This is a genomic window from Pseudomonas sp. dw_612 (genome assembly GCF_018449725.1).
Lineage (GTDB): Bacteria > Pseudomonadota > Gammaproteobacteria > Pseudomonadales > Pseudomonadaceae > Aquipseudomonas.
Window position 1 is genome coordinate 13215 of record NZ_JAAVVC010000027.1, and the last position, 16552, is coordinate 29766.

General features: G+C 61.2%; 7 protein-coding genes. 3 read left to right on the forward strand and 4 right to left on the reverse strand.

The window, feature by feature from the left end:
• Positions 1 to 34: 34 nt before the first annotated feature.
• The 4 genes from HB680_RS29120 to HB680_RS29135 all read right to left on the reverse strand — a co-directional run bounded on the left by HB680_RS29120 (position 35) and on the right by HB680_RS29135 (position 11876).
• Complete coding sequence (locus tag HB680_RS29120; RefSeq protein ID WP_213941768.1) at positions 35 to 1552, reverse strand: argininosuccinate lyase; 1518 nt, start codon at positions 1550 to 1552, stop codon at positions 35 to 37.
• Positions 1553 to 1560: 8 nt separating this feature from the next.
• The gene (locus tag HB680_RS29125) at positions 1561 to 7653 is read right to left on the reverse strand and encodes a filamentous hemagglutinin N-terminal domain-containing protein (RefSeq protein WP_346657422.1); all 6093 of its coding nucleotides are present in this window, start codon (positions 7651 to 7653) and stop codon (positions 1561 to 1563) included.
• 10 nt (positions 7654 to 7663) lie between these two features.
• On the reverse strand, positions 7664 to 10702 hold the full coding sequence (locus HB680_RS29130) for a porin (protein WP_213941769.1): 3039 nt from the start codon (positions 10700 to 10702) through the stop codon (positions 7664 to 7666).
• A gap of 88 nt (positions 10703 to 10790) precedes the next feature.
• On the reverse strand, positions 10791 to 11876 hold the full coding sequence (locus HB680_RS29135; RefSeq protein WP_213941770.1) for a hypothetical protein: 1086 nt from the start codon (positions 11874 to 11876) through the stop codon (positions 10791 to 10793).
• Between the two features lie 481 nt (positions 11877 to 12357).
• Here HB680_RS29135 and HB680_RS29140 point away from each other — a divergent pair, with 481 nt between their 5' ends.
• From HB680_RS29140 to HB680_RS29150, 3 genes are all read left to right on the forward strand, one after another.
• A complete protein-coding gene (locus HB680_RS29140) occupies positions 12358 to 13998 on the forward strand; it encodes a methyl-accepting chemotaxis protein (protein ID WP_213941771.1) in 1641 nt (546 codons plus the stop codon).
• A 195-nt stretch (positions 13999 to 14193) separates the two neighbouring features.
• A complete protein-coding gene (locus HB680_RS29145; RefSeq protein WP_213941772.1) occupies positions 14194 to 15822 on the forward strand; it encodes a methyl-accepting chemotaxis protein in 1629 nt (542 codons plus the stop codon).
• A 55-nt stretch (positions 15823 to 15877) separates the two neighbouring features.
• Positions 15878 to 16528, forward strand: a complete 651-nt coding sequence (locus HB680_RS29150; RefSeq protein ID WP_213941773.1) for a hypothetical protein — start codon at positions 15878 to 15880, stop codon at positions 16526 to 16528.
• Positions 16529 to 16552: the final 24 nt, after the last annotated feature.

A 16552-nucleotide genomic window follows, 5' to 3' on the forward strand; every position in this document is an offset into this window, starting at 1 on the left:
GGGCCTGACCGTCAGCAGTCAGGCCCGTGATCACTCAGTGGCCCAGCGCGTAGAAGACTTTATCCAGATTGACCTGAGCCTGCGCCAGCTTCTGACGCTGCTCGCTCAACCAATCCTGATCGGCCTTGAGGCGCTGTTTTTCCTTACCCAGCATACGCTCGACTTCAGAACGTTGCGGTCCGCCCAGCCCCTTGCTGGCGCTGACCATGTTCTGCGCCGTCAGCACCGTGCGGAACCGCGCTTCGGTCAGCGGCAGCGTACCCTCCAGGTTGAACGCTTCCAGCGCCTTGGCGTAGATCCGGCGCGCCTGATCAAACGGGATGTCGGCCGGTTTGATCTTGTTCTGACGGCCGTAGGTGACCAGGTCCGAAGCGAAGTGATGACCTACGCGAAACGGCACATCAGACTCACGTTGCAGGGTGTCGGCCAGTTCGGTGGTGGTGGAGTAATCCGCATCGACTTCCTGCAGGGCGCGATTCTTGTCGATGATCAGGTTGCCCAGCATATCGGTCAACAGGTCGAAGGCCTGGGTGGTCTGATCCAGGCTCTTTTCTGCCTGGTCGCGCTTGTAGTCCGGCATGCCTGAGGAAACATTGTGGCCTTCGAACTCGTACGTCACCGCCCCGCCCACAATGTCGCTGGCTTGCAGGCGCAGACGGTTGAGGACATAGGGGTTGCGCTTCTGCGGCATGATGCTGCTGGTGCCGGTCAGATGACCTTCCTGGATCATGATCCAGGGATACGGCTGGTGATACTGGATGTGAATGTCCTGGGCCATCAGCCCGATGGTTTGCGCGGCGTTGGCGCAAATGCCGGTCAACTCCATGCCGGTATCGAGGGCGCCGAGCTGGGTGGCGTCGTAGGAGTTTTCAACCGGCGCATCGAAGCCCAGCAGGTCCGACAACCGTTTGCGGTCGACCGGAAAACTCGAAGTGCCCAACGCCGCGCCGCCCAGCGGGCTCAGGTTCAGGCGTGCATACGCCTGTTGCAGTCGCGTGGTATCGCGGTCAAACACCGCCGTGTAGCCCAGCAGGTAATGGGCATAAGTGGTCGGCTGCGCCTGCACACCATTGGTGTAGGCCGGGACGATCGTGTCGATGTGGTTCTGCGCCAGATCGATGAACGCGGCCCGTGAACGGTTGATCGAATCCAGCAACTTCAGCGCGTTCTCACGCTGCATCAGCCGGCGCGTGGTGGACAGGATGTCCTGGCGGCTACGCCCCGAATGCATGCGCGATCCGTCAGGGCCGGCCAGTTTCAGAATCAGTGGCTCGTAGTCCAGGTAATCCGCTGGACGCTCGGCCCCTGGCTTGTCGCCGTCCTTGATGACCTGGTCAACGGCCGCCACGATCTTCTTGCCCAGGTCCTTGGGCACGATGTTGTTTTCGATGACCATCACCGTGGACGCCTTGTTCATTTCGCCCAGGTAGTAGAAGTAGTCGTGGACTTCTTTCTTCTCGCCGGCCTGGGCGCTGCCCAGGGAAAAACTCAACGCCAACGGCAACAGGGCAACACGGATTGCCAGACGCAGAGGGGAATAGGAATGGTTCATTGGGGTCGTCACTCTCGGTCGGTTTTACTGGAAGAACGGGCGCCTGCCGTGTCGGCGGCCGCGACGCTGCGCCATTGCGCAACGTCGATGCTCACCTGATCGGCAACGCTGCCCAGGGCTGTGAGGTGGTAATCGGGTGCCAGTGGCTGGCTCCAGGCGCTGCGGGCCATCTGCAGTTGCAGGTACTGGGTGGTCGGTGCGGAAGCGGGGTCGAGCAGGCTGCTGTTGATCAGCCCGCCCCGGGAAATCACCACCACCCCCGCGCCGCTGGCCGTCAGGCTGGTGGCGTCATCGGTGTGGGTGATGTAGCGGCCGCTCGGGCTGTCGACATCCACCAACAGCAGACCATCGGCCACCTGCAGGCTGTTATTGCCATCGTCGAAGCTCAAGGCTGCACCGCCGGCGCTCCTGCCAGTCAGCGTGAGGTTGCCGTCGCCGCCGGTAGCCACTCGGTTGTAGCCGCTGGCATTGACCGCACTGAAGGCGATCCCGTCGCCGCTGCCTTGGGTGGTGCCGGTCAGGTGAATGTCACCACTGCGGGACAGGATCTGCACACCATTGGCAGTCCCCGACCCACCGCTGCGAATGCTCAGGCCGGCCTTGGAGGACGTGGCCGCACTGATGCCGGTCAGGGACAGATCGCCGCTGACCGTGGACAGCGTCAGCGAACTGCCGGTGCCGGACGGATAGATATTGATGCCGGAACCGCCCTGGGATTGGCCATTGAGCGTGACCGAACCGGTGCCGGTTGCCTGGATCAGGTTTTGCCCGGTCAACAAGCCGATGCCATCCCCCGCCCCGCTGCTGCCGGTGATGCTCAACGCACCGTTCTCGACGCTGAGTTGTGCCTTGCCATTACCGTAGACCTCGACACCACTGCCCTGGTCCCGGGCACTGCCGATCAACGTCAGGTTGCCATCGCCGCGGGTTTGCAGAATGTTGTTGACGCTGAGGATGGCGATGCCGTGGTCCAGCTCCCCGCTGTTGGGCGAGTGGAAATTGCCGATCAGGGTAATGTCGCCGCCGTCGGAGGTGATCCGGTTGCTGGACACGCCGTTGCCGGTGCTGCCCCCCAACGCGATGGCATCCGAGGTGCCGACCGAGTCGCCACGCAAGGTAATGTTGCCCGAGCCGCTGCTGACGTTCACGCCTTGGGAATTGCCGGTGGCGTTGAAGAAAATCCCGTAGCCGCCGAACGGCATGGTGCTGTTGCCGCTGATAGTGATGTCGCCGCTGGTGGTCGCCAGGCTGATGGAAGCATTGGCGCCCGACGGTGCGATATCGACGCCGCGTCCTGAAACGCTGGTACCGTCCAGCGTCAGATCGCCGCTCTGGGTGGCGATGCGGATAGTTGAGTAATCGCCGCCAGCATCCAGTGACAAGGCTTTGAACGAGCCGCTGGCCGTGCTTAGTGTGTTGTGATTGGCCTTGAGCAGGACATCGCCGCGACTGCTGCTGATGTTGATGCTCGCCCCCGGCGTCGCGGCGGTGCCGGCCCCCGGAGTCACCAGCGCCAAGGCCGGTGTGGTGCCGCCCGCCGTGGTACCGGTGAGGCTGATAGCGCCATCGGTGGTGAGGTTGATCGACGAGGTTGCACCGGTGGAATTGAGGATCGTGCCGAAACTGCCGGTGCTGCTGCCGTCGAGGACGATCGCGCCGCCCTGGCCAGAACTGAGGCTCACAGCGCCGTCGCCCGCAGCGGCCAGGTAGACACCTCGGCCATTACTGTTGCCCTGCACGGTCAGCGTCCCCGTGCCGACGCTCAAACTTTGCGAAGACACCGCCGCCGTCGAACACACCAGCACGCCCGCTCCCGAGGTGGCATTGCCGCGCAGGGTCACATTGCCGGAACCAGTGGCGGCGATGCTGTTACTGGTGCTGAAAATCCGCGTGCCGTTGCCGCTGCCCAGGCTGGTGCTGTCGACCGTGATCGAGCCAAGTCCGGTGGTGATCAGGCTGCTGCCGCCGGTGAGCGTGAACCCGTCGCCGCTACCGCTGACGCTCGTTTGCAGGGCATTGATGTTGATGTTGCCGCCCCCGGCATCGAGGCGGCTGCCGCGTACGCTCACGCCCGATGCGCTGGACCCCGCAGCCGTGGCGCCATTGAGGTTGATATCACCGCCGTGGGTGGCGACGAACGTGCCGCTGCCCAGGGACACGCCGCTGCCGTTGCTGAGGTTGCTGCTGGTCGAGGATTGACTCGGCTGCACCACACCCGTGACGCTGAAGTTGCCCCCTTGAGTGCTGATCCGATTGCCGGAACTGCCACCGATCACAACCGCGTCCGAGGCGCCCACCGAACTGCCGCGCAAGGTGATATTGCCCGCGCCGCTGCTGACATTGACGCCCTGGGAGCTACCGGTGGAGTTAAGGAAAACGCCGTAACCGGCCAAAGGCGTCGCGCTGGTGCCATTGATATCGATATCGCCGCTGCCGGTCGCCAGGCTGATGGCAGCGTTGGCCCCCGACGGCGCAATCTCAACACCGCGCCCGGAAACACTGGAGCCATCCAGGCTCAGGTCGCCGCTTTGGGTGGCGATGCGGATCGTTGAATAATCGCCGCCGGCATCCAGCGACAATCCTCTGAACGAACCGTTCGAGATGCTGACGGTGTTTTGATTGGCCTTGAGCCGCACGTCACCACCGCTGCTGGCGATGTTGATACTCGCGCCCGGTGTCGTGGCCGTGCCGCTGCCCGAGGTCACCAGTGCCAGGGCCGCGATGCTCCCGCCCGTCTCGGTGCCGGTGAGGCTGATGGCACCGTCGGTGATGAGGTTGATCGACGACGTTGCGCCGGTGGAGTTGAGGATCGTGCCATAACTTGCGGTGCTGCTGCCGTCGAGCACGATCGCGCCGCCCTGGCCAGAGCTGAGGTTCACGGTTCCGTCACCCGCCGCCGCCAGATAGACACCCCGGCCATTACTGTTGCCCTGCACGGTCAGCGTTCCCGTGCCGACGCTCAGGCTTTGCGAAGACGCCGCCGCCGTCGAACACACCAGCACGCCCGCCCCCGAGGCAGCATTGCCGCGCAGAGTGACATTGCCGGAACCGCTGGCGGCGATGCTGTTACTGGTGCTGAAAATTCGCGTGCCGTTGCCGCTGCCCAGGTTGGTGCTGTCAACGGTGATCGAGCCGAGGCCGGTGGTGATCAGGCTGCTACCGCTGGCCAGGGTGAACCCGTCGCCGGCGCCGCCGACACTCGCTTGCAAGGCACTGATGCTGATGTTGCCGCCCCCGGCATCAAGGCGGCTGCCGCGCACGCTCACGCCAGTGGCGGTGCTGCCTGTCGCCAGGGTCGAAGCCGTGGCGCCATTGAGGTTGATATCACCGCCGTGGGTGGCGATGAACGTGCCACTGCTCAGGGAAACACCGCTGCCATTGCTGAGGTTGCTGCTGGTCGAGGACTGACTTGGCTGAACCGTGCCACTGATGGTGAGTGAGCCGCCTTGGGTGCTGATGTCATTGCCAGCGCCGCCGCCCAGAACCACCGCATCCGAGGCCCCCACTGCATTGCCGCGCAAGGTGATATTGCCGGAACCGCCGCTGACATTGACGCCCTGAGAGGTACCGGTGGCGTTGAAGAGAATCCCCGACCCCGCCAACGGAGCGGTGCTGTTGCCATTGAAGTTGATGTCGCCGCGACGGCTGCTGATTTTGATGCTCGCGCCCGGCGCGGTGGCCGTGCTGTTGCCCGACGTCGCCAGCGCCAGGGCCGCGATGTTTCCGCCCGCCGTGGCACCGGTGAGGCTGATGGCGCCGTCGGTCGCGAGGTTGATCGACGAAGTGGCACCGGTGGAATTGAGGATCGTGCCGTAACTCGCGGTGCTGCTGCCGTCGAGCACGATCGCGCCGCCTTGGGCCGAACTAAGGTTCACCGCACCATCACCCGCCGCCGCCAGATAGACACCCCGGCCATTACTGTTGCCCTGCACGGTCAGCGTCCCCGTGCCGACGCTCAGGCTTTGCGAAGACGCCGCCGCCGTCGAACACACCAGCACGCCCGCCCCCGAAGTGGCATTGCCACGCAGAGTGACATTGCCGGAACCGCTGGCGGCGATGCTGTTACTGGTGCTGAAAATTCGCGTGCCGTTGCCGCTGCCCAGGTTGGTGCTGTCAACGGTGATCGAGCCGAGGCCGGTGGTCACCAACCGGCTGCCGCCACTCAGAACGAACCCGTCGCCGATGCCGCTGATGCTCGCTTGCAAGGCGCTGATGCTGATGTTGCCGCCACCGGCATCGATGCTGCTGCCGCTGATGCTGACACCCGTTGCGGTGGACCCTGCCGCCAGGGTCGCCGACGTGGCGCCGCGCAGGATTACGTTGCCGCCGCTGGTGGTGATGCGCGTGCCGTTGCTCAAGGAAATACCGCTGCCATTGCTGACGTTGGTGCTGGCCCAGGCTTGATTCGGCTGCACCGCACCGCTGATGGTGAGGTTGCCGCCATTGGTGCTGACCGTGGCATTGCTCAGGGCCACCGAGCCGTTGCCGGTATTGTTGAAGTTCGAATACAGCGACACATTGAGTGTCTTGCCGGTGGCGTTGCTGATACTCGTGTTGGTCATCACGATGTTGCGATGCGCCTGCAGCGTCAGCGTGGCGTTACCGACCGCGCGCACGTTGCTCAGCACGTTGATGTCGCCGGACGTACCGCCCACCGACGAGGTGCAGACCAGAATGTTCGCCCCTTCGGACAACGACGCGTTAAGGGTCGCCGAGCTGAGGTTGGAGCTGGCCGCGCCACTTGAGGTGAACGGGCTGGTGCTGGTGGCGCCGGAACTGGCGCCTTGGGTGATGTTGATGTTGAACGGGTCAATCAGCCAGGTGCCGCCGTTGCCCGACACCGCGCTGAGATCAACGATGCCCGTGACTTCCAGGGCATGGCCAGAGGTTTCCACCAACCCGCCGCGCCCTTGAATGCCTGCGCCTTTGACGCTGATACCGCCATGGAACTGCGTGCTGTCGAGGGACCAGAGAACCACCTTTCCGCCATTGCCGTTGCTCAGGGCATCGGCGCTGATGCGTGCGTCGCTGCCCATGTAGGTCGCATTCGCCTGGTGAACACCGCCGCTGCCCTGATAGTCGCCGCCCAGCAACACGGTGCCGCCACCCACGTCACCCTCGGCGTTGATTTTGCCGCTGTCGAACAGGCCGACGTATTCCCCGGTCATGCTGACGTTGCCGCCCGTCTCGCCACTGTTGCGCCCGGACACATCCAGGGTGCCGCTGTTGACGACCACGCCGTTGCTGCCGCCATCGAGGATCACACGACCATTGCGTTGCTGCAGGCTGCGAGCCTCGATCACGCCTTCGTTGTTCACCACATTGCTGAGCATGGCCTGCGAGTCACGGGCACTGAGGGCGACCAGGCCGCCAGTGGCCCGAATCACCCCGCTGTTGGCGACACTGGCACCGATCACCGGGTCGTTGACTTCCAGGTTGATCAAGCCGTCGCCATTGAGGTCCAGGGTGATTTTCTCGCCACCACCGAGCACCACCGAGCCCAATCGGGCAACCACCGTGCCTTCGTTGCGCACCTGGGCACCGAGCAGCGCAACACTGCCGCCGTCACCGGCCGTGATCGTGCCCTGGTTGATCACTGCGCCTTGGCTCTTACCGGCAAACACCTTGCGCCCGGCCATGAAATCGCTGTTGGAAATGTCCAGCGAACTGGCCACCAGACCACCGACGTTGACCATCGAACCCGCCCCGAACAGCACACCGGACGGGTTGATCAGGTACACCTGACCGTTGGCACTCAACTGACCGAGAATCTGCGAACCGTCGCTGCCGGTCACCCGGTTCAGGGCCACCGATGAGCTGCCCGGCTGCTGGAATTTGACCTGCGCGGCACTGCCGACATTGAAGGTGTCCCAGGTCGCGATCATGCGGTCGCTGCCCTGATTAACGGTCATCACATTGCCGTTGCTGTGGATGCTCGCGCTGCCGGCAATGACTTGGCCGTTGGCCGGCAGCGCGTTGTTGTCCAGCGCCAGCGCCGGCAGCGGCGCCAGACTGTAGAGCGCGCAGAGCACGGCATGGCTGAGGGGTTTGAGGCGCGGTAGCGTCTCGCGGCTGGTGCGGTTGGATTGAACGTTGCTCACAGCCTTCTCCTCAGAATGAATAATTAATGCCAGTGCCGAAGGCGCTGATGGTGGTGCCGACACCCGGCGAGTAACCGGTGGCGGCGTACACCCCGGTCAGCGCGAAGTTGTAGTTGGCCAGGGATTGGTTTTTCAGCAGCACGTACTGGCCGAACAGATCAGTGTTTTTGGTGAGTTTGTAGCTGGCGCCCAACGCATACTGAGTAGCGCCCATGCCATGGGTGTCGCAGTCGACATCACTGGCGGCGATCATCGAACACTGGCCCGGCAAGGCCTTGGCGTAACTGGCCCGCAACTGCCAGGCGCCGATGTTGTGACTGACGCCGAACATGTAGGCGCGGCGGCGATAGCGGGACAGGTCGCTGGAGGTGGTGCTGGTGTTGATCACACCGTCTTCGGAATAGGACAGGTCGTCGGCAATCACCGACAGCTTGGTGTCGCCGAAGTCATAGGCCAGGCCATAGCGCACACTGAAATCGTCCGATGAGGTGCCCTCGGTGACATGGGTGCTGCTGCCCACGCCCCGGGCATTGCGTCCCAGCGAAGCGATGCCGAAATAATCGATATGCCGTTCAGCCGCGACAATCGCCGTGAAGCCGCCGTGGGTGTAGCTCAGGCTGGCGCCGTAGATGTAGCCGTTGCTGACGTCGTCGGCCGCGCGGGTGCCGTTGTTGGAATACGCCAGTTTCAATTGCAAGCCGTACCATTCCGGGGTCCAGTACTGCGCGACGCCGGCCTGGCGTCGGTTGAACGCGGCGTCATCGTTGTTCGAGGTGTCGGCGGTGCCGGACGGCCCGTTGACGTTGGTGGCCAGGCTCGTACCGAAACCGGGCGAACCGATGATGTTGTAATACGCGGCACTGGTTTTGCCGTAGAACGGGTCGAGGCTGGTGGTGCTCTCTTTCAACGGCATGTCCCAGATGCCGTACAGCACGGTGCCGAACTGGCCATTGTTCAGGGCGGCGGCGGAGTTGCGCAGTTTTGTACTCGGCGATGCCGACTGCACCACCGAAGGATCGTCGCTTTCGGTGTAGTTCAGGGAAATGCCGTACTCGAGTTGCCACAGCAGGTTCCAGTCATCCGTCAGTGCGTAGCCACCGTGTACGCCGACATTGGAAACGTTGTCACGAGCGCGCCAGAAACTCGCCATGTTGTTGCCGCTGGGGGTTGCCAATCGACTTTGATTGGCCGGCGCCGCCCGGGTCGCCCCGGAACGGTCGACGTATTCGGGAACGATGCCCAGCGAGCCGTAGATCACCGTATCGGTTTCGGCCACTTCGAAGTCCTCGCCCTTGGAACCCAGGTCACTGGCCAACCCGGCGAATGCCTGGGGCGAGCCGGAAATCGAGAACCACAGACGTCTCGCCGCGCGATCGTCGCTGGTCGGATTGTCGCCCGGTGAAAAGGCCAGGCTGGCGTTCATCACCAGGTCGCGGTGATACAGGTTTACGCCCACGCCATAGCCGTAGCGGGTCAGGTGGTTGTCGCTTGCATCCCAAGGGTTCTTGTTGACGGTGACCTTGCCTGCATCGGCGAACAACGCGCCTTCGGCAATCGCGCCGTAGACGGTGCCGAGGTATTTACGCAACTCCAGGCGCCCTAATACACCTTCGTCCCCGGCGGCTTCGCCCACCGGGTAGGCACGCACACCGTTAGGTCCGCCGAGGCTGAGCTTTTCCGAGGAGTCTAGGTTTTTATCAGCCCACTGCCCGGCAACCGAGGCGTACAGCGAATAGCCGTACCCCAGCGATTGCAGGCGACTGAGTGAAACGTTGGTTTTTTTGTAGGTGCCCGCAGCTTTTGCCGTGTAGTCATCCAGCGCGGCATCCGCGGCGGTGTTTTTGTCCAGATCACCGATCCCGTAGACCAGGCTCCAGGCATTGCTGCCCTGCCAGCCGTCACGCCAATTGCCATAGAGCGTGGCGCTGCGAAACACCGCCGATTTGTTCACGGTGAAACCGCCCGCCGAATCCTCGAAATGACGATGTTCTTCGGCCAGGTTGAAACTGATGTTGGCCTCCCGCGAGCGCAGCAGCGAGCTGTTGAGAAACACCGAAGACACTTTGGCGGTACCGTCGGCATTGACGTCCTTCAGCCCCTTGCCGATCGAATACTCCAGCTCGGCGTAGTTGGCGCCGATGGACACGCCGCTGGCACCCAGCGGTTGCTGGTAGCCGATACCCTTGATTTCCAGGCCTTCGAAGGTGTTCTGCGAGTTGACGGTGAACGACTCACCCAGGCCGAACGCATCATTGAGGCTGACGCTGGAGGTCAGCCGATTGGAACCGGTGTAATAGTTGCCGTAATTATCGATGGCCGCACGAGCCGTCAACGCCGTCATCTCGCTGAGTTCCAGCAGGATGTCCGCCGCACCCGGTTGCTGCGAAGGACGCAAAATAGCATGCACGGAAACGCCGGCGATGTCCGACAGGCGCAGCAGTACCCGCTCCAGATCCTGCTCGCGAATGATCGTTCCCGGTTGCAAGGCATCGACGAAGCGTTGCTGCATACCGGGACGCAGGCGCACGTTCGGTCCCGGCCTGGCGACCACCGTGCCGATGACCCCTTCCTGGATACCGATGGTGACTTGGCCGTTCTGGATTTCCTGGGCCGGCAGGTAAGCCCGGGCCACCAGATAACCACGCGCCCGATACAACGCGGTGACCTGCTCCGCCGCTTCACGCAGGCCATTGAGGTCGAGCACGCGCTGAGTGTAAGGACGCAGTTGCGCCTGCAATTGGGCGTCGTTGATTTCCCGGTTGCCGCTAAAGGTAAACCCCTTCACCTCAAGCTTCACCGATGAAGCCGCGCCGGCCCCGGCATGGCTGTCAGGCTCGGTGCCCTGGCTTTCAATGCGCACGCTGCCCGGCGCGGCAGGTTGCGCACTGTCGGTCGGGCGCAGGGCCGAGCGGTTGGTATCGAACAATGTACCGGCGGAAGGCAGGGTATCGGCCTGGGCGCGAGCCGCCATCAGGGCCATTACCATAAAAGCGAGACGGCCAGGCGTGAACGCCTGCGACGCCCTGGTTAACAGATCGTTTGTGCGCATACATCACTCTTATTATTTTTATCGAGGACGTTATTGTCCGGCCCAGGCAGCCTTGCCAAGCCGGTGTTGAATCAATACAACTGTGTACTCAGGGAAAAATGATTCGGGCGACTTTTTCATCGCGAAACAGTCGGGGAGCGCTATGCCCAAAACCCGCAATGGTGTGCTGCGGATGGTGGATCGGCGTTTGCCACTTGGTTGCCAGGAACTGTTCGTAGGCGAGATACACGAGCTGCCGTTCGACCCGGGTCCCGCCCTGGAAACTGGCGCCGCAGGAGCTGTCCATGACCCGGCTGTTGGGGTTGTCGTCCTTGGACCCGACCAGGTAAGTCACATTCCGCGCAGCGTAGCGGGCGAACAGTTGCCGACCGGACAATTGCTGCGCCTGCAGATAGGCCGGCGCGCCTTCAAGGCCGTAGCGATAGCGATCATAGCTGGGGCAGATAATCGTTTTTACCGGGGCGAACGCGCCGTCCTGCATACGGTTGTCATCCAGGTACAGATAGCTCGACGGGCTGGCGATGACGTAACGAATGCTGATGCCGCTGGCCTTGAGCCCGGCGTCCAGGTTGTTGACGATCGCGTAGCGCTGCATCAGTTGCCCACCGGCAGAGTGGCTGACCATGACGATTTCCTTGAGCTTTGGAAAACGCTGGCGGTCGGACAAGTAGCCGACCAAGTCGTCCAGCACTTTAAAGCCCGAAATGCCGGTATGCCCCGACTGCGATTCGATGCCATGCATCCATTTGTCACGGGACCAAAGAGGCATGTCATTGGCGACGCCCGGATCGGTCGGCGTCAGGAAGTTAGGCGCCAGCAACAGCGTCTTGCCGGCTGACAGCCCGGCATTGCCCAGCAGTTTTCGACCGGTCTCGAAGTACTTGTCAGCATCGCGTTGTACGCCGTGCAGCATGACCACGGCGCGCTCGATGCCTTGGGGTGGCTGATACAGATCGGCGTTGGCGTAGATCCGGAACGGATAGGCCTCGCTGTCATGGCCCAGGCGCAATGTCTGGAACGTTTCGTCAACGTGGTGCTTACCGGGCACTTCGCCTTGGGCTTCAGAGAGGGAACAGGACGTGATCGCCCCAACCAGAACCACCGAGCCCAACACCGAGGCCAACGATTTGGCAACGGCGAAGGACGTGTGGAGGCGTTTGAAAAGATTGACCATGAAACCCTCTTGCAGATACGCCGAAAGAGGCGGCATCGACTCGATGCATCTCTTGTTTTTTTTGAATTTAACAGTGGCGACGACCGATTAAAAATACATAAAAAATCAATCTCGATACTTTAAAAATATCGAGTCATGGCAATCGTAATAATGTGCAAACAAGGAAGCACTTCGCCGACAGCGAAGTGTGTAGCGCACGCACGAAATCACTACAAAAACTCGATACTTATAAAGTATCAACATAGACTTTTTTATGTATTTTCAATACCCAAATATCGCCACTAACATGCGGGCACGAACGCATGCGAGCCCCTAAGAGCCCAGCGTAGTGGCGAAATGAAGGCACTTCTCGACCTTTGCGCCAGCACCAAAATAATACTCGGCCGAATACTTATACCCATGGGAAACATCGGCCCCGTAGCTCCTCAATTCTGCCAATTGCTATTTAAACGTTAACTTCTAACTCAGCAGGCGCTTTCCCATGAATTGGTTTTACGACCTCAAGCTATCAACCAAGCTCATCTGTTCCTTTGCACTCTGCGCATTCATTACGCTGGCGGTGGGATGGCTCGGGAGTAATGGGGTAACCGACCTTTCTGCTGCCCTCAAACTGGTGTTCAGCAACAACCTGGTGTCCGTTGCCAAGACCGCCGAAGCCAAGAACAACGCCATCGCCCAGCACCGCGACCTGTATCACTTGCTATCAGCGACTTCCGCCAACGCCACCATTACAGCGAAGAATGAAATTCTTGGCACGATGCGTATCAATCGCGCCGAAAGTGAAAAAGCCTTCGCCATCTATCGCTCAACGCCTTTGGCCGACGATGAGCGCGCCGCGGGCGACAAGATGGAAGCGGATTGGCCGATCTACCAGTCGCTGATCGACCGCACCGTCAACCAGATCATGGCCGGTGATGTCGAGGGCGCAAGAACCTTGATGGACAACGACCTGCAAAAAGCCTACCGCAAGGTCATGGATGAACTGACCCTCATGGTGGAGTCAAACAATCGCCAGATCGGCGAAGGTGCCGAAGAGGCGGCAAAACTTGAAAGCGCCGCCAAAACCAACCTTTATATAGGCATTGTGCTGGCGTTCGTTGCCGCGCTTGCCCTGGGCTTGCTCATCAGCCGGTTAATCAGCCAGCCTATCGCCGAAGCGATGATGGGCGCCCGGCGCGTGGCCAGTGGCGATCTCAGCCAAGTCATGAAGAGCAGTCGCCGAGATGAAACCGGCCAGTTGCTGACCGCACTTTGCGAGATGCGCTTGAGCCTCCGGACCACCATTCAACAGATTGCCAGTGCGGCGGATCAACTCGCTTCCGCTGCCGAAGAACTCAACGTCGTGACCGAGGAAAGCAGCCGCGGCCTGATGCGCCAGAACGATGAAATCCAGCAGGCCGTCACTGCCGTCACAGAAATGACCTCGGTAGTTGAAGAAGTCGCGCGCAACGCCATGTCCACCTCTGAAGCGTCGAAAGTCACCAGCGACGAAGCCGCCATCGGCCGGGATCAAGCCCTGGACGCCGTCAGCGCCATCAACAGCGTCACCGTGGAAATCACTACTTCAAGCACGATCGTCGAAGAACTCGCCGGACAGGTCAGGGACATCGCCAAGGTACTGGATGTGATTCGCGCCATTGCCGAGCAGACCAACCTGTTGGCACTCAACGCCGCCATCGAGGCTGCGCGCGCCGGCGAGCAAGGTCGTGGTTTCGCCGTGGTGGCGGACGAAGTGCGCGCATTGGCCGCCCGCACGCAAGCCTCGACCGGTGAAATCGAGGGCATGATCAGCTCGGTGCGCAACAGTGCCGACCGCGCCGTACTCGCCATGGGCAACAGTCGGTCGCTGGCCAGCGATACCCAGTCACTGGCCCAGGCCACCGGCGAGTCGCTGGAGCGCATCGCAACGAGTATCGCGCTGATCAACGACCGCAACATCGTGATTGCCACCGCGTCGGAGCAGCAGGCGAATGCGGCACGTGAGGTGGATCGCAATCTTGTGAACATCCAGGACCTGTCGACCCAGACGGCCGCCGGCGCCAACCAGACCAGCGCGTCCAGCCAGGATCTGTCGCGCCTGGCCATTTCGTTCAACAACCTGGTGAGTCAGTTCAAACTTTAAGTCTGCACGTTTATTTGCCGAGCCTGAGCAGGGTTTATCGCCCCGCTCATGCATGCAGGGGTAAGGACACTCCAAACATTCATCAAACATGCTGAATGACAACCTCACCCTTTGATCCGATCCCCCGCGTGGTCCTGGCGAACTATTCCCATGGCGAATATGTCGGCAAACGTAAGCATTTACCTGGAGTGATATATGTCCCTCAGAACACTGAACCTCGCCCCGCGCTCGGTTCTATGCTTCGGACTTTTCTGCTTGCTGATTATTGGCATGGGCCTGTTTGCCTTGCATCAGGCATCCGAGCTGAATGATGCAGAAGACCTCGTCGAAAACAATGTGCTTCCCACTGTCGAAGTACTGGGCGAATTGGACAGGAACTTTATAAGTATTCGTCCTAACAATGCCAACTTGCGCAGCCCGCTCGAAACCGACGCGGTTAAAGCCAAGAGCGTGGAAGCCATCGCCACACTGCATGACAACACCGAGAAAAAAATGAAACGCCTGTCAGAACTGCTGATCACGGCCAAGGGCAAGGCCGTGTTCGAAGTGCTGGTAGCCGACACTCACGAATTCAATGCCATCGAAGATAAATACCTGGCCCTTATCAGGACAGGCGATTTACCGGGCGCCAATAAATTTACCGCGACGGACGTCATACCCGGCATCACCAAGGTGTCCGATGGTATCAACACATTGATCGAACTGGCTCAGCTCAAGGCCAAGGCGGCCGGCGAAGCCGCGGACACCGTCTATCTGCATACGCAGGTCATGGTCACCGTCATGATCGTCATCTCGTTGCTGGCGACCGTGTTGCTGGCCTGGCTGTACACCCGCAGCATCACTGTTCCGCTGGGCCAGTCCCTCGCGATCGCCCGGCGGATTGCCGACAACGATTTCAGCCAGCCCATTGTGGTGAAAGGCTCGGATGAACTGGCGCAGTTGCTGATAGCGCTGGCCACCATGCAGACCAACCTGCGCAGGACGATCGCCCAGATTGGTGGCTCATCGACTCAGCTCGCCACCACCGCCGAACAAATGTTCGCGGTGACCGAGGACGCCTCCAAAGGAATGATTCGTCAGAACAATGAAATCGAGATGGCCGCCACGGCGATCACCGAGATGAGCACGGCGGTCGATGAGGTCGCCAGCAACGCGGCCCAGGCCTGCGCCGCAGCCACCCAATCGAGTGCCACCGCGTCGAGCGGACGTAGCCGCGTCGAAGAAACCCTCAACGCCATCGGCCTGATGGTCGCCAGCGTGCGCTCCACGTCCAGCGAGATCAAACGCCTTTCCGTCATGGCCGTGGACATCAGCAAGGTGCTGGACGTGATTCGCGCTATCTCCGAACAAACCAACCTGCTGGCCCTGAATGCGGCGATCGAGGCCGCGCGTGCCGGTGAGGCCGGGCGAGGTTTTGCGGTGGTGGCCGACGAGGTGCGAGCACTGGCTCATCGCACCCAGGTCTCGACCCAGGAAATCGAGCAGATGGTCGGCAGCATCCAGACCGGCACCGGCAACGCCGTGGCGTCCATGGACCAGACCACCGTGCAGGCCGAAAACACCTTGCGTCTGGCGGAGGCTGCGGGTCAGGCCCTGGCCGAGATCACCGAATCAATCATCCAGATCAACGAGCGCAACCTGCTGATTTCGACGGCGGCCGAAGAACAGGCCCAAGTCGCCCGGGAAGTCGACCGCAGCCTGGTCAGCATTCGCGATCTGTCGACGCAGACGGCCACCGGCTCCCACCAGACCTCGATTGTCAGCGGCGAGCTGTCGAAGTTGGCCGTCAACCTCAATGGTCTGGTTGAGCACTTCAGGCTGTAACGGGTCATGGGTCACACGAAAACCATTAGCGATCAATTTGCATGAGACTCCCCCTATGACGAAGTCCCTGAGGTTCCAGACGCTGGCGCTACTGATGACCAGCATCGTGTTGATATTGTCGATCAGCCTGGCGTGGCTTCATTTTCTTTCCAGCAACTTGCAAGACTATAAAGACCTCATCGACGGGCCGCTGCAAGCATCGCACATGGCCGACGAAGCCAATTTGCAATTCAAGGTGCAAGTACAGGAGTGGAAAAACGTCCTGTTGCGCGGCAAGAACTCTGCCGATCGTGACGAACTCTGGAGCAAGTTCGAGGATCAGGAACGTCGTGTGCAGGACATCCTCAAGCACTTGAGCGTGCTCGAGGGTATCGACCCGGCCATCAAGGCCCGTGTGGGCAAACTCAGCGAGGAGCATCGCACCCTCGGGGACGCTTATCGAAAAGGCCGGGATGCGTTCGTTGCCGCGAATGCTGACTCTGTCGCGGGTGATCGGGCCGTCATCGGCATTGACCGCGCTGTCACCAAACAGATGAATCAATTGGTGATCGACCTGCGCTACCTGAGCAACACGCAATCGCAAGATATCAATGCTGACGCCAGCCAGACCATTCTGACGGGCACCCTGGCGATACTGGTCTCGGCGCTGATCCTGGGCATTTTCACCTTGGTCTCGTCGCGCCGATTTCGCAGGATGATCGAGTAAGCGCTCGCCTGATTCAGATTAACT

Coding starts and splice junctions, on each gene's coding strand:
- HB680_RS29145 (WP_213941772.1), top strand. CDS start 14,194: ATGTCCCTCAGAACACTGAACCTCGCCCCGCGCTCGGTTCTATGCTTC.
- HB680_RS29130 (WP_213941769.1), bottom strand. CDS start 10,702: ATGCGCACAAACGATCTGTTAACCAGGGCGTCGCAGGCGTTCACGCCT.
- HB680_RS29120 (WP_213941768.1), bottom strand. CDS start 1,552: ATGAACCATTCCTATTCCCCTCTGCGTCTGGCAATCCGTGTTGCCCTG.
- HB680_RS29135 (WP_213941770.1), bottom strand. CDS start 11,876: ATGGTCAATCTTTTCAAACGCCTCCACACGTCCTTCGCCGTTGCCAAA.
- HB680_RS29140 (WP_213941771.1), top strand. CDS start 12,358: ATGAATTGGTTTTACGACCTCAAGCTATCAACCAAGCTCATCTGTTCC.
- HB680_RS29150 (WP_213941773.1), top strand. CDS start 15,878: ATGACGAAGTCCCTGAGGTTCCAGACGCTGGCGCTACTGATGACCAGC.